This is a genomic window from Pseudomonas sp. S3_G06 (assembly GCF_054667565.1).
This window is the reverse complement of sequence record NZ_CP162738.1, coordinates 2,678,715-2,694,087: the sequence shown is the minus strand read 5'-3', so window position 1 is coordinate 2,694,087 and position 15,373 is coordinate 2,678,715. Positions and strand designations below refer to the sequence as shown.

3 protein-coding genes are annotated in these 15,373 nt (G+C 65.2%); all 3 read right to left on the bottom strand.

What is annotated here, in order from left to right:
* Window positions 1–3 precede the first annotated feature (3 nt).
* From AB4N47_RS11950 to AB4N47_RS11940, 3 genes are read right to left on the bottom strand one after another with little or no spacing between them, the layout of a single operon-like run.
* Window positions 4–2,166 (bottom strand): type I secretion system permease/ATPase, encoded by a 2,163-nt coding sequence (locus tag AB4N47_RS11950; protein WP_460154549.1) that lies wholly within the window; start codon window positions 2,164–2,166, stop codon window positions 4–6.
* Entirely contained in the window at window positions 2,163–3,599 is a 1,437-nt protein-coding gene (locus AB4N47_RS11945) for a TolC family outer membrane protein (protein ID WP_341637738.1), read from the bottom strand. Before AB4N47_RS11945 ends, AB4N47_RS11950 begins: the two co-directional genes overlap by 4 nt.
* Before the next feature lie 43 nt (window positions 3,600–3,642).
* Window positions 3,643–15,366, bottom strand: a complete 11,724-nt coding sequence (locus AB4N47_RS11940) for a BapA/Bap/LapF family large adhesin (protein ID WP_460154548.1) — start codon at window positions 15,364–15,366, stop codon at window positions 3,643–3,645.
* Window positions 15,367–15,373 lie beyond the last annotated feature (7 nt).

Here is a 15,373-nt window from a genome sequence, read left to right as displayed (position 1 = left end):
GCTTCATACCGCCACTCCTTTGCCCGGTGCGCGCAGCCGCGCCAATGCCGCGTCGCGATGGTCATCGATGACGATCCGTCCGTTGTCGAGCACGATGATCCGCTCGACCAGTTGCAACACACTGACCCGGTGCGTGGCGACCACCAGCGTTCGGCCCTGGGTCCAGGTCGCGAGTTTTTCCAGCAACAAACGCTCGGTGACGTCATCGAGCGCGGCCGTCGGTTCGTCGAGCAACAGCACTTGTGGCTGACGGATCAACAAGCGCGACAGCAACAGGCTCTGACGCTGACCGCCGGACAAACCCAGGCCGCCCTCAAGTACCAGATGATCCATGCCTTTGGGCAGCTGCCGAACGAAATCCAGCGCGCCAGTGACAGTCAGCGCGGCGATGATTTCCTGATCGCTGGCCTGACCGGCGCCGAGGGTGATGTTGTCGCGCAAGGTGCCATGAAACAGTCGCGCCTGTTGCGACAGCAGGCCGACATCGCGGCGCAGGTCGGCCGGATCCAGATGCGCCAGGGCGATGCCGTCCAGAGTGGTTTCACCGCTGCTCAGATCCATCGCGCCGCCCAGTGCTTGCAGCAACGTCGACTTGCCAGCGCCGTTGCGGCCGAGCAGGGCGATGCGTTCGCCGGGGCGGATGCTTAAATCGATGTTGTTGAGCGCCGGGGTCGATTCCTCGCTGTAGCGAAAACTGGCCTGACGCAGGCGGTAGTCGCCGCGAATTGCCGGCAGGTGCACGCGCTGACTGCCTTCGGGATGATCCACCGGCATCTGCATGATCCGGTTCAAACCTTCGAGCGCGACCTTGGCCTGCTGCCATCGGGTGAGCACGTGGGTCAGTTGCGCCATCGGCCCCATCATCCGCGACGACAGAATCGACGCCGCGACCAGACTGCCGGTGGTCAGGTCGCCGGCAATCACCATCGGCGCGCCGAACACGATGACCACTGCGAACACTCCGCCCTGCACGTTCTGCGTCCACGCCACCAGGCTGTTGGTCAAGGTGCGCAGGCGCAGGCTGCTGTCTGCGGAGGCGGCGTTGTACTGGTTCCACTGTTGCTGGAAACGCTGCTCGGCCTGCAATGCCTTGATGTCGTCGAGGCCCTGAATACTTTCTACCAGCATGGCGTTGCGCAGCGCCGCTTCACGCATCGAGGCATTGGCGAGTCGGGCCAGACGCGGTTGCGCAATGATCCCGGGCAGCAACATGAACACCAGCGCCACCAGCGGGATCAGCACCAGTGGCCCGCCGATCAAATAGAACACCAGCAGGAACAGCAGGAAAAACGGCATGTCCGCCAGTGCCGTGGCAGTGCTGGAGGTGATCAGGTCGCGGATCTGCTCCAGCTCGCGCAATTGCGAAATGAATGAACCGGTGGATTTCGGCCGCGCGGAATTGCGCAGACGCAAGGCGTGGCCAAAGACCAGATCGGAGACGCGCAAGTCGGCGCGCTTGCCCAGTACATCGGTGATGCGCAGACGCAGAATGCGCATGACGAAATCGAACAGCAGCGCCAGCATCACCCCGCCGAACAACACGTACAGGGTCGGCAGCGACTCGGCCGGAATCACCCGGTCGTACACTTGCATGGAAAACAGTACCCCGGCCATGCCCAGCAGGTTGGCCACCAGCGAGGCGATCATCACTTGGCTGTAAGGCCGCAGATCGGTGAGGACGATGCGGCGGAACCAGTGCTCGTCGTAGGGCTTGATGTAATCGTTGGTGCGCACGTCCGCCACTGGTTGCGTCGGACGCAGAATCACCGTGCGCAGCGCCTGCTCGGTGAGCCCGCCAGCCTCCATGCGACTCTGCAAACCTTGATCGCCACTGAAGCAGATGCCCAGCTCGCCGGTTTCGCCGATGCTTTCAAGCACGCCGACCTGACCGTCGCGCAGTTGCACCACCAGCGGCGTACGCCGGCGGCTCAGGCTCTTGTTGTCGAATACCGCGAATTTCACGCTCAAACCGGCCTGACGCGCCATGTGCCGAACCACTTCTTCGACGCGGCCTTCGCTGTGCACCGAGGCCAGGCGCACGCTTTCCGGCGAGACGTCGAGGCGATAGTGGCGGGCGACCTTGAGCACCGCTTCCAGCCACGGTGAATAATCTTCGCGAGCTTCGGCAGCAGCGGGTTCGGGAACAGTGATGCTGGCATCGGTCATGGCAGGATCTCGACATTCTGGATGGCGCTGTGGTCGATGCCGAAGACCCGGCGAATCGCACCGCTGTTGTAGAAGCAGTCGATCTGCAGGCGTTGCAGATCAGCCTGGGTGTTGACCAGATCGAAGCGCGACTGATGGATTTCCTGCTCGGCGTTAAGCAGGTCGAGCAGCGGTCGCGTGCCCAGTTCCAGGTACTGGCGGCCATACAACATGCGCGCCTCGGTGATGCTGGTCTGGCGAAATTCCAGCGAGCGCAGCCGCCGGTTCAGACCCGAGGTTTGCGCCTGGGCTTCGGCCAGACCCTGGCGCGCTTGCAGACGGGCGGAGTCTTCGGCCGAATCCGCTGCGGTCAGCGCATGCCCGGCGGCGCGGCTGCGCGCACTGATCGCGCCGCCCTGATAGATCGGCACTTCGAGGTTGAGGAAGATCCCCGCCTGGGTGCGATCAGCGCGCGAGTTCTGATCGTCGTAGTGGTCGTCCAGGTATTGGTTGACCGACGGTTGCAGCGACAGGGTCGGGTAGGCCTCGGCTTTGGCCTGGGCCAGCTCGGCCTGTGCCTGGGTGCGTTGCGCGGCGGCTTGGAGAACGGCGGGCAGGGTGTCGGAGATCTGCGAGGCGTCGCAGGCCTGGGTTAGCGTAGGCGCGGCGGCGTCGCTGACCGCCGGCGGCGTGCGCCGTCCAAGCAAGCTGGTCAGCGTCGCTTGCCAGCGTGCGTATTGCGCCTTGAATTCCTGCAACGTCGCCGTCGCGCCTTCTGCGCGGGACTGCGCCTGGACCATATCGGAGCGGGTGCTGGCGCCCATGTCGCTGCGTTGCTTGGCCAGGTCGACGATGCCGCCGATGCCCTGAATCTGCTCGCGGGCAACCTCGAGCAGACGCTGATAACGCTGCACCTCGATGTAGGCCCTGGCGGTGTCGCGGGCGATGTCGTCGATCGCCAGCAGAATCCCGGCCTGACTGCGCGCCACCCGGGCGCGGGCGGCGTCGACCGAACTGGAAACCTTGCCGAAGTCATACAGCATCTGTTTCAGGGAAATGTTCACCGACTGGCTGCCGGCATCGCTGCCGTAACCGCTGGTGTAACCACCCTTGATGCCGCCGGTGACCTGCGGGTAATAGCCGGATTCGGCGACGTTGACCCCTTCGCCTTGCTGGAACAGGGTGCCGATGGCCTCGCCGATGCGTGGGTGCCAGTCCACGGCGAGCCTGACCGCTTGTTCCAGCCCCAACGCGTCCGCATCGGCGGACGCTTTCAGAGCAGGGGCAGGGCGCTGACGGCTTTCATTGCCTGCCGGTTGTTGCAGTTGCGACGGGCTGATGCTGCGCAAGCTGCTGTCGAGGTTGTCGTCGGCGCGAACGCCGACGGTGAAAGCGGGGTAGAGGCCGATGGTCAACAGGACCACCGGCCATTTCTGGCGAAAAACTGACTCCACAGACTTCCCTTACTGTTGAGAGACCAACGTTTGATGTCTTGTTTCAAACCACTTGAATGCCGTTCTGTACCCACAAGTGGTGGCTCGGATCCTCCTGTGCCGTGTATTGAACATAGTCGATGCCGTCGGCCTGTTGCGTGCCATCGGCGACCCAGCCATCGGTCATGTGCACGCTGTCCCTGTCGTCACCCTTGATCAGCAGGGTGTTGTTGTCCGAGGACGTGATCGCCAGCAGATCGCTGAGATTCAGTGTCAGCGCAACCGCACTGGAATGGTTGAGATCGAGGATCTCGACGTTGTGGATCTTGCTCTGCAGATCGCCGAGGTTGATCGACACGTCGCCACCGGCCCAGAGCAGGGTGTCGGTGCCGCTGCCGCCGTCCACCGAGGTGAATTGCTGATCGGCGATGATCAGCGTGTCGTCGCCACCGCCACCTTGCAGGGTCACGGCGCCACCGTGCGAGCCGTCGAGGGTGTCGTTGCCCTCGGTGCCCTGGATCAAGTCGCTGCCAGTGGCATGGGCCAGACCGAGGTCATCACTGGCCAGGGCCGAGAACGCGGTGCTGGCAAATGCGCCGGCCTTGTTCAGGTCGATGGTCAGCGTCGCGGTATCCACGGTGCCGTTGGGGTGGGTAAGTTGGTAGGTGAAGGTGTCTTCCTGGCCGATCACCGCATCGGTCAGCCCGGCCTTGAGCGTGTAGGTGTAGTTGCCGTTGGCCTGGACCACCAGGGTGCCGTAGTTACCGACCAGCGAGACGCCGTTGTACCCCGGCGCTACGTAACTGCCGGCGACCAGCACGCTGAGCAAGGTGTACACCGAGCCCAACACATCGGCGCCGCCGCCAGCGGTGTCGGTGAGCAGATTGCCCGATACCGGCGTGTAGCTGCCGACCACAAACTGATTGTTGTAGGTCGCGACGTTGATCAGGCTGGTGTTGACGCTGGTCAGCAGGCCGAGGCCGCCCACTGCCACCCGCACCTGATAACTGCCGGCGGTCTGGTCGTCGAACTTGATCCCGTAGTTGCCGCCGCCGAGATTGACCAGCGCGTTGCCGCCGTAACTCTTGACCAGCACGTACTGGTTGGTCGCCGTGTTGAGTTTGTACAGGCCCACCGTCATCGAACCGAGCAGCGCCAACAGGTTGCTCGAATTGACCACCACGGTCAGGTCACTGACGGTATCGGCCGCGACCACGGTGTTGTAGTTACCGCTGCCGCCGCCCAGCAGCACATTGAAGGTGCCGAGGGCGGAGTTGGTGGTCACTTCGCGGTTGATCAGGGTGACGTCGGTCGAGGCGATGTCCGCTGTGGCATCCACCACCAGCGCCGGGCTGCCGAGGTTGGCGTCATTCCACACTTCGCTGGCTTGCGGGCTGTCGATGCGCACGTACAGATTGGCGGTGTCGCTCAAGCCGTTCGGGTGCACCAGTTGATAGTTGAACACGTCGACTTTGCCGACGCTGCCGACGCTGCCGTTCGGTTTGTAGCTGTAGTTGCCGTTGGCGTCGATGGTCAGCGTGCCGTACAACCCTTGCACCGTGGTGCCGGCACCGGCGCTGACCCAGGCGCCGTTCTTGAAGATCTGCAACTGCGCGCCGTTGTCCGGGCCGGTCTGATCGGCCGTGCCATCGACGCCGACGTTGGTGATGACGTTGCCAGTCACCGCTGGCCCGGCAATGCCGTTGAACTGGGTCAGGCTGCTGACGTCCAGTTGCAGCTGGGTATTGACCGTGGTCAGCACGCCGATGCCGGTGCTCGAAACCGTCAGTCGATAATCGCCTGACAGCAGGTTACCGATGTCGACCCGCACACCCTGACCGGTCAGGGCAATCAGATCCAGCAGGCCGCTGCTGCCGTTGACATCCAGAGTCACCCAGTTGCCGCTGGCATCCTTGACTTGCAGGGTATAGACCACGCCATCGATCAGCGAAATCAGACTGCTGGTGGTCAGCGTCAGGGTCGGATCAAGACGCGTGCCGCCGGCGACGGTGAAAGTGAAGGTTTTCGAGAATCCGGCCAGCAGCGTGGTGAACGAGTCGTTGAAGGTCTGCGAGGCGGTGACCGGGGCCAGCGTGACGGTGCCGACGGCGAGGTTATCGCTGGCGATCACTGGCGCGTTGACGTCGACGTCCGGCGCAATGACGTTGGCGGCCACCGAAACGTTGCCGCGTGCGTCGCTGAGGTTGACGGTGAGGTTTTCACCGTTGATCTGCGCACTGCTCAGGGTGACGGTAAACACGCCGAGGTTGTTGACCGTGCCGGTGCCGAGAACGGCGCCGCTGGCCGACTTGATGGTCACGGTTGCGCCGACTTCGCCGGTACCGGTGACGGTCAGGCCGTCGGCGCCGACCAGCAGCGCCGTGGCGGCAGCGGGCGGTGTCAGGTCTGGCGCCGTCGCGGTCGCCGCAGCCGATACGTTGCCGCTCGGATCCGCCTGGGTGACGCTGAGCACCTGGCTGTTGATCTGCGCCGAGGCCAATGTCACCGAGAAACTGCCGTTAGCGGCGACCGTCGCGGTTCCGAGCACCACGCCGCCGACGCCTCGCACGCTGATGGTCGAACCGGGCACACCGACACCAGTGAGTACGGTGCCGCTGCCATTGACGCTGACGCCGGTCGGCGCGCCGGGAGCGGTAATGTCTGGCGCTGTCAGGCTGGCATTGGGCGACAGATTACCGGCCGGGTCGACCAGACGCACGGTCAACAGCTGCCCGTCGAGTTGTGCGGTGTTCAGGTTGAAGCTGAACGTGCCGCCACTGCCCACGGTGGTGGTGCCGATCAGCGCACCGCCCGGGCCGTAGACGTTGACCGTCGCACCGGCTTCGCCCGTACCGCTGAGGGTCAGACCGTTGGCAGCGAGCGTCAGACCGCTGGCCGCGATCGGCGCCTGCACGTCAGGGGCCGTCAGATTGAAGACCTGCGACAGATTGCCCGTCGGGTCGGTCTGTTGGACATTGAGCTGTTGGCCGTTCAGTTGCGCGCTGGACAGTTGCACGGTGAAGGTGCCGCCAGCATTGACCACGGCGGTGCCGAGGACGGTACCGGCTGCGTTGGTCACGCTGACGGTCGCGCCGGCTTCACCCGTGCCGCTGACAGCCAGGCCGGTGCCGTTCAGGCTGACATTGCTCAGCGGCGCTGGCGCAGTGGTATCGGCGACGCTGAGGTTGGTAACCGGCGAAACGTTGCCCGCCGCATCACTCTGCGTGACGCTCAGTTGCTGGCCGTTGAGTTGCGCCGATGACAAGGTCACCGAGAACGAGCCATTGCCCGCCACCGTCGCCGTGCCCAGCACCGTGCCACCCGCACCGCGAACAGTGACGGTGGCGCCGGCTTCACCGAGCCCGCCGAGCACCAGACCGGCACCGCTAATGACCAGCGCCGTCGGAGCGGTCGGGGGAGTGATATCGGGCGCCGTTACGTTAAGCCCGGATGAGGTGTTGTTGGCCGCATCGGTCTGTGTCGCATTGAGCACCTGACCGTTGACCTGCGGCGTATTGAGCTGTGCGCTGAAGGTGCCATTGGCGCCAATCGTCGCATTGCCCAGCACGACGCCGCCAGCGCCGGTGATGGTCACCGATGCGCCGACTTCGCCGCGACCGGTGACCAATGTGCCGCTGGCATTGACTGCAAGATCGCTGAGTGCCGCCGGCGCCGAGGTGTCGCCTGCGGTGATTTCAGTCGGCAGCGAGGCGCCACCCAGCGCAGTGTTGGCGGTGACCTCAAGACTTTCTCCGTTGGTTTGCGCAGGCGTCAGCAACACGCTGAACGTGCCATCCGGGCCAGTGACGCCGGTGCCGATCAGGCTGTTGTCCGGCGCGTAGACATTGATGGTGGTGCCGATCGCCGCCGTGCCGGTCAGCGTCACGCCGTCGGCTGTCAGTACAAGATTGTCCGGCGCAGCCGGGGCTGGCACTGCCGGAACAGTCAGGTCGGCGTCTGCGGACACATTAGTCGCGACGTCTGTTTGATTCACTGTCAGCACCTGGCCGGCGGTGATGCCGGGGTCCAGATCGATCAGGAACGTGCCGTTGGCGGTCACTGTGCCGGTGCCGACGATATTGCCTAGCGCATCGGTTACTTCGACACTCGCACCGGCTTCGCCACGACCGGCGAGCTGGCTCAGATCGCCGCTGATGGTCAGACCGGTGACGGCATCCGGAGCCGTGGTATCTGCCGCCGGGTAGAGCAGCACTGGCGATGCGTTCTGCGCTTCGTCCGTCGCGATCACCGACAACAACTGACCGTTGGCCTGGGCCGGATTCAGCGTGACGGTGTAGGTGCCGTCGCCCAATGCCACCGCTGTGCCGAGCACGGTGCCGGTGGCGGACAGCACAGTCACGGTGCTGCCGGCTTCGGCGGTCCCGGCGAGCAAGGTGCCAGCGCCGGTCAGCGATGTCACCGTTGGTGCGATAGGTGCAGTGCTGTCCGGCGCGTCGACCAGAACGGGCTGGGACTCGTTGTTTTGTGCGTCGGCTTGCACTACCGAGAGCGCGCGACCATCGAGTTGCGCAGCCGACAACGTGACGCTGAAACTGCCATCTGCCGCCACCGTCGCCGTGCCGAGCACCACCGCGCCGTCTCGCACGGTGACGGTCGCTCCGGGCTCGCCAGTACCGGTCACGGTCAAGCCGTCCTGGCTGACATTGAGGTCGGCCACCTCCAGTGGATCGGTGATATCGCCCGCTTGCACGGGCGCTGTCGGCGATGTGTTGGACGCCAGATCGGTCTGATTGACGCTCAACAGCTCGCCATTCACCTGCGGCGGATTGAGGGTCACGCTGAACGAGCCATTGTCGGTCACGGTTGCCGAGCCCAGTACCGTGCCAGTCGCGCTGAGCACGCGCACCGTGGCGCCGGCTTCACCGCTGCCGGTCAGTGTCAGGCCATCAGGCGTAAGAACGAGGTCGGTGGGCGCAGCGGGCAGGGTGATGTCCGGCGCAGTGACGGGCACGATCGGCGAAGGGTTGCCCGCCGCATCACGCTGGATCACCGATAAGGCTTCACCGTTGAGCAGAGGCTGGTCGAGGGTGACGCTGAAACTGCCATCGGCCGCGACGGTGCCGGTGCCAACGATGGTGCCCACTGCGTTGGTGACGACTACCTGCGAGCCCGCCGCACCGGAGCCGGTGATGAGGCTGCCGCTGGCGTCGATCTCGACATCGGTCAGTGCGGCAGGAGGCGTGCTGTCCGGTGCGCTCAGCGTGCCGGCAGGCGAGGCATTGCCGGCTGCATCCGCCAACACCACGAACAGCGCTTGGCCATTGGTCTGCACCGGAGTCACGGTGATCTGGAAACGGCCATCGCTGCCCACGGTGCCGGTGCCCAGCTCGGTACCGTCTGCGGATGTCACGCGGACAATGGCGCCGACTTCGCCGGTCCCGGTGAGGGTGTCGCCATCGGCATTCAGTTGCAGATCGGCCGGCGTCGCTGGCGGGGTCAGATCCGGTGCGGTGACCGTCACCGGGGCGCTGACGTTGCCGGGTGGATCGGCCTGCTGCACGCTGAGGATCTGTTCATTGATCTGCGGAGGATTGAGGGTGACGCTGAAGGTGCCGTCGCCGAGTACCACGCTGGTGCCGAGCAAAGTACCGTTGGCATCGCGCACGGTCACGGTCGCGCCGGGTTCGCCTGTACCGATGACCAGCGCGCCGGACGAGTTGATATCGACGTTGTCCAGTGGATCAGGCGGGGTGAAGTCCGGTGTCGTCAGGCTCACCGCAGGCGAGTCGTTGCCCGCCGCGTCGGCCTGGACCACGGTGATCACTTCGGCGTTGGTCAACGCCGGGTTCAGTGGCAGGGTGAAGGTACCGGTCGCGCTGACCACGGCGGTGCCAAGCACGTTGCCGTCGCTGTCGATGACCCGGACTTGCGCGCCGGGTTCGCCGCGCCCGGTCAGGCTTGCGCCGTCGCCGCCAATGCTCAGTTGCGAAACGGCCGCTGGCGGTGTGCTGTCGACCGAAGTGAACGGCGTGGCTGCCGAGGTGTTGCCCGCCGCATCCGTCAGCGACACGGTCAGCGTCTGGCCATTGGCTTGCGGCGTGGTCAGGGTGATCGCAAACGTGCCGTCGATGCTCACGGTGCCGGTCCCGACCAGCGCTCCGGCGGCGTTGTACACGTTGGCCGTGGTGCCGGCCTCACCGGTACCCGACAGCAGGGTGCCGTCAGCACTTGCCACCAGCGCCGCCGGCGCATTGGGCGCGATCAGATCCGGGGCGATCAGGTTGACGCTGTTGGATTCGTTGCCGGCGGCGTCGGCCTGGCTCAGGCTCAGGGTCTGCCCCGAAGTCTGCGCCGGACTGAGGGTGACGCTGAACGTGCCATTGGCCGCCACCACGGCGCTGCCGAGAACCACTCCGCCGGTGCCGAGCACGGTCACTGTGGCGCCGGCTTCACCGCGCCCGGTCAGGGCCGTGCCGTTCGGTGCCAGACTCAGTTCGCTGAGCGGCGTTGGCGCGGCGATATCGGCAGCGGTGTAATCGGTCGGCGACGAATTAATGCCGGTGCTCGAGGTTGCCACGGCAGACAGCGGTTCGCCGTTGAGTTGCGCGGCGTTGAGGGTAACGCTGAAAGTGCCATTGGCCGCCACCAGCGCGCTGCCGAGTAACACGCCCGAGGCATTGCGAATGCTCACGGTGCTGCCGGCGGTGGCCGAGCCGGTGAGGGTCAGACCGTCGGCGCTGAGGGCCAGATTGGTCGGTGCACTTTCCGCCAGATTGCCCGGTGCAGTCACCGGCGCTGCCGGTCCGGTGTTGCCGGCAGCATCGATCTGCACCACGGAAAGATTCGATCCAGCCACCGCCGCCGGGGACAACGTGACGCTGAAATTGCCGTTGCTGGCAACGGTCGCAGTACCCAGCAAAACACCGCCGGCATCGCGAACTTCCACGCTGGCGCCGATCTCGCCGATGCCGGTCAGGGTGGCACCATTGGCGCTGACCGCCAGATCGCTCGCTACCAACGGCGCCGTGCTATCGACCGCATTGACGATTGCCGGGGCTGACGGATTGCCTGCCGCGTCGATGGCTGTCACGTTCAGCGACTGGCCATTGGTTTGCGGGCTGTTGAGGGTAATCTGGAAAGTGCCGTTCGCGGCCGCCGTGGTGGTGCCGAGGAGGTTGCCCTGGCTGTCGCGCACGGTCACGGTACTGCCGGCCTCGGCGTTACCGGCCAGTTGCACGCCAGCAGCATTGAGGGTCAATGCGCTCGGAATCGCCGGCGCGGTCAAATCCGCGGCGATGACTTCAACCGCCGCCGATACGTTGCCCGGCGGATCTTCCTGAGTGACGGTCAGCACTTCGGCATTCAGTTGTGCTGCGTTGAGGGTGACCGTGAACGCGCCGCCACTGCCGACCTGCGCGGTGCCGAGCAAGGTGCCGTCGGCGCTGCGTACAGACACGGTGGCGCCGGGTTCGCCGTGGCCGGTAACGATGACGCCGTCGGCATTCACCGCGACTTGGGTCAGTGCCGCCGGCGGGCTGATGTCGGGTGCGGTGACGCTGGTCGACGGTGAAACATTGCCGGCAGGGTCGGTCTGATTGATCGCGAGCGCTTCACCATTGGTCGGCGCTGGCGCCAGGGTGACGCTGAACGAGCCGTCCGCGCCCACCACGGCGCTGCCCAGCAGGGTGCCGTTGGCGGTGGTGACATTGACTGTTGCGCCAGCCTCACCTGTGCCGCTGAGGGTGCTGCCATCGGCGCTGATCAGTGGATTCTGCACAGCGGCGGGCGGGGTGCCGTCGATGGTGATCACGCCAGTGGAAGTCGAGGCGTTGCCATTTGCGTCGGTCAGAGTGACCTCCAGGGTTTCGCCGGTGTTCTGCGCGTTGGGCAGGGTGACCTGGAAGTTACCGCTCTGATCGACTACGCCGGTGGCCAGAACATTGCCGGCGGCATCGCGCACGGTCACGGTGCTGCCGGCTTCGCCCTGGCCTTTGACCACGGTGCCGACGTCATTGATCGTAACGCCAGTCGCTGCGGCTGGCGGTTGCAGATCGCTGGCAATGATGCCGGCGGGTTGCGAAAGGTTGCCGGCGGCGTCGCTCTGGATCGCGGTAAGCGCCTGGCCATTAAGTTGTGCCGGCGTCAGCGTCAGGCTGAACGTGCCATTGCTGGCGACCAGTGCAGTACCGAGCACGGTACCTGTGGCGTCGGTGACAGTGACCGTCGCCCCGGCCTCTCCGCGTCCAGTGAGTGTCGTGCCGTTGGCACTCAGCGCCAGATCGGTCACAGCGTCCGGCGCCGTGCCATCGACCGCCGTCACCGTGCCCGGAATCGACACGTCACCGTCGGGACTGGTGGCCGTCACCTGGAGAACTTGCGCGTTGATCTGTTTGCTATTGAGCAACAGGGTGAAGCGGCCGAAGCTGTTGATCAGCCCGGAGCCGAGCACAGCGCCGCTGCTGCTGGTCACCGTCACGGTGCAACCGGGCGTTCCGGCGCCGGTCAGGGTGAATCCGTCGGCACTCAAGGCCAGATCGGTCGGTGTCGCGACCTGGGTACCGTCCAGTCCTGCCAGCGGCACGACGGGCGAATCATTACCGCCGCCATCCGTGCTGATGACTTCCAGATTGCCGCCAGGCTCGGCCGGTGGGCTGAGGGTCACGACAAAGCGGCCATCCGCATCAGCCGTCGCGGTGCCCAGCACAGCGCCACCGCCGGCAATGCTGACGGTGACCGTGGTGCCCGGTTCGGCAAGTCCGGACACCTGCGTGCCGGCCGGGTTGAGCGCGAGATCGCTGACCGGCGTCGGCGGCGTGCTGTCCGGCGCGGCAACGGTGCCTGGCAACGAACTGTTGGCGCCGTCCGACACCACGACTTGCAAGGCTTCGCCATTGGTCTGCGCCGTATCGAGGTTGACCGTGAAGGCGCCCGTGCCGTCAGCGGTCGCGGTGCCGATGACGTTGCCGTCGGCATCCAGCACCTGCACCGTGTTATTGGGCTGCGTGGTGCCGGTGACGGTGGCACCTGAAGGATCGACGATCAGCCCGGTCGGTGCAGGCGGTGCGGTGATGTCCGGTGCGGTGACCGGCGTGGCCGGCGAGGGCAGGGCGCTCGCATCGGTCTGGATCACGCTCAAAACCTGACCGTCGAGCTGAGCAGGACTCAGGTTGACGCTGAAATTGCCGTCGCTGGCGACCACCGTAGTGCCGAGCACCGTGCCGTCCGGTGCGCTGACGGTTACGGTGCTGCCGGCTTGCCCGGTGCCGGTCAATGTCACGCCATTGTTGGCCAGAACGACGTTGTCTGGTGCCAGCGGCGCGGTGGTGTCCGCTGCGGTCAGCGGCGTGTTGGGCGAAACGTTCACGCCATCCGATTGGCTGACTTGCAGTTGCTGGCCTTCGATCTGCGGGCTGTTCAGCGGCACTGTAAAGGCGCCGGTGCCGTCGACGATCGCGGTGCCCAACACATTGCCCGCCGAATCCTTGACCGACACCGTGGCACCGGGTTCGCCGGTGCCGCTCAGTTCAGTGCCGCCTGTATTCAGCGACAGATTGGAAGGGGCAGTGGGGGCCTGGATATCCGGCGCTTCAACTGGAACTGCCGGCGAGCCTGAAGGCGAGCCATCGGTCTGCACAACGCTGAGGTTCTGGCCATTGGTTTGTGGCGAGGACAAGGTGACTTCGAACCGGCCGTTGCTGCCGACGACAGCTGTTCCCAGCACGGTCCCATTGGTGTCAGTGACAGTAACGGTGGCGCCGATCTGACCCGCGCCGGAGACCACGGCACCATTGGCGGAAATGCTTACATCGGTCACGGCAACCGGCGTGGTCAGATCGGGTGCGATCACGTTGACCGGCGCCGAAGGATTGCCGTCCGCGTCGGTCTGGATCACTTGCAGCTGTTGCGCATCGGTCTGTGGAGTCGAGAGGTTTACCGTGAAGTTGCCATCGGCACCCACGGTACCGGTGCCGATGATGTTGCCGGCCGGATCGCGCACGGTAATCGAAGCGCCGATTTCGCCTGTGCCGGTCAGCGTCTGCCCTTGGCCGTCGAGCGTAACGCCCGTCAGCGGCGCCGGGCCTTGCGTGTCAGGCGTTACATAGCTTAATGGGGCAGAGGTATTGCCAGCCGCATCGCTGGCACTGATCTGCAACGCTTCGCCATTGTTTTGCGGGCTGCTCAATTGCACCGTGAACGTGCCATCCGCAGCAACGACTGCCGAGCCGAGTACATTGCCGTTCGCATCGCGAACCGTGATCGTTGAACCGACCTGGCCGCGTCCTTTCATCAGCAGGCCGTCCACACTCAGGACAACGTCGCTTGGCTGAGTCAGGCCATCGAGGTCCAGGGCGATAACGGTCGTTGCTGGCGACGGGTTGCCGGCGGCGTCGGTGACCAGCACGCTCAGCGCCTCACCATCGATTTGCGCGGCGTTGAGTTGGACGGTGAACGAGCCATCGGCTGCCACCTGCGCTGTCCCCAGCAGCGTACCTTGCGCATTGGTGACGCTGACTGTGCTGCCGGGTTCGCCACGGCCGGTCACCGAGAGGCCATCGCTGCTCACGGCTAGATCTGTTGCAGCGGCGGGGCCAGTGATGTCCGGCGCATTGAAGGTGACGGCCGGCGATTGCGCACCGGCGCTGTTGACTGCCACGACACTGAGGGTTTCACCGTTGGCCTGCGCACGAATCAGCGTCAGCAGGAAAGTGCCGTCAGCGGCCACCGCCGCGCGCCCGAGCAATTCGCCATTGGCGGCGCGGACTTCGATCGTGGTGCCGGCCCGGGCGGTGCCGGTCAGTTGGCTGCCGTCGCTGCTCAAACCAAGATTGCCTGGCGTCGTCGGTTCGACGATCTCCGGCGCGCTGATCGTTGCGCCGGTCGAGGTGTTGCCTGCGGCATCGGTGGCATTCACTGTCAGCGGCTGACCGCCGGTTTGCGCGGGGCTGAGGGCGACGCTGAAGGTGCCATCGGCTGCAACCACGGCGCTGCCGAGCAGGCTGCCATCGGCGGCGCGCACCTGGATGGTCGAGCCGACTTCACCGGTGCCGCCGAGTTGCGTGCCATCGGCGCTCACGCTGAGATTGCCTGGCGCGGTGGGCGCGGTGGTATCCGGCGCAGTGACCGTACCCGGCGTCGAAACGTTGCCCGCAGGGTCGGTGAGCGTGACGTCGAGCGGCTGGCCATTGTTCTGTGGCGTACCCAGGTCGACCTGGAAACTGCCATCGGCGCCAACGGTTCCGGAACCCAAAATGTTGCCGGCTGCATCGCGTACCTGAACGACACTGCCAGCTTCGCCAAAACCACTCAGCACCCGGCCATCGGCCGACAAGGTTAATCCGGTCGCGGGCGCAGGAGGCGTCGCGTCTCCACCGCCACCACCTCCGCCGCCGCCGCCGCCACTTCCGCCCGCAGCGGCCGCCGCACCACCCGCGCCCAACAGGCCAAGCCCGGCAATCGCCCAGGCCGGCGTTGCGCCATCCACCACACCGACGCCAGCGATCAGCTCGTCCAGCGAATTGATTTCGTCAAAGGTAAAGCCGTTGAACGGCTCGGCGCTGTAGCGCGCCTGCCACAGCGTCGCGTCGTCACCCTGAAAGACAATGTCATTGGGCACGCCGTCAGGGCTGGTGACAAAGAAATTGGAGATTTTGATTTGCTCGCCAGACTTCAGATTGACGATCAAATCCTGACCGCTGCGACTGGTCGACGCCAGTTGATCGGGCCGAACCGGCATTTGTACAACTGAAGGCTGACTGAGCTGAACATTGCCCCAGTTCTGGGCAGTGAGCTGAGAATTGGCTTTGTCGGCAATGACGATGTTGTCCATTACTACT

What these genes read in the sequence shown, in the direction of transcription:
- AB4N47_RS11950 (WP_460154549.1), bottom strand. Translation starts at nt 2,166, where the DNA reads ATGACCGATGCCAGCATCACTGTTCCCGAACCCGCTGCTGCCGAAGCT.
- AB4N47_RS11940 (WP_460154548.1), bottom strand. Translation starts at nt 15,366, where the DNA reads ATGGACAACATCGTCATTGCCGACAAAGCCAATTCTCAGCTCACTGCC.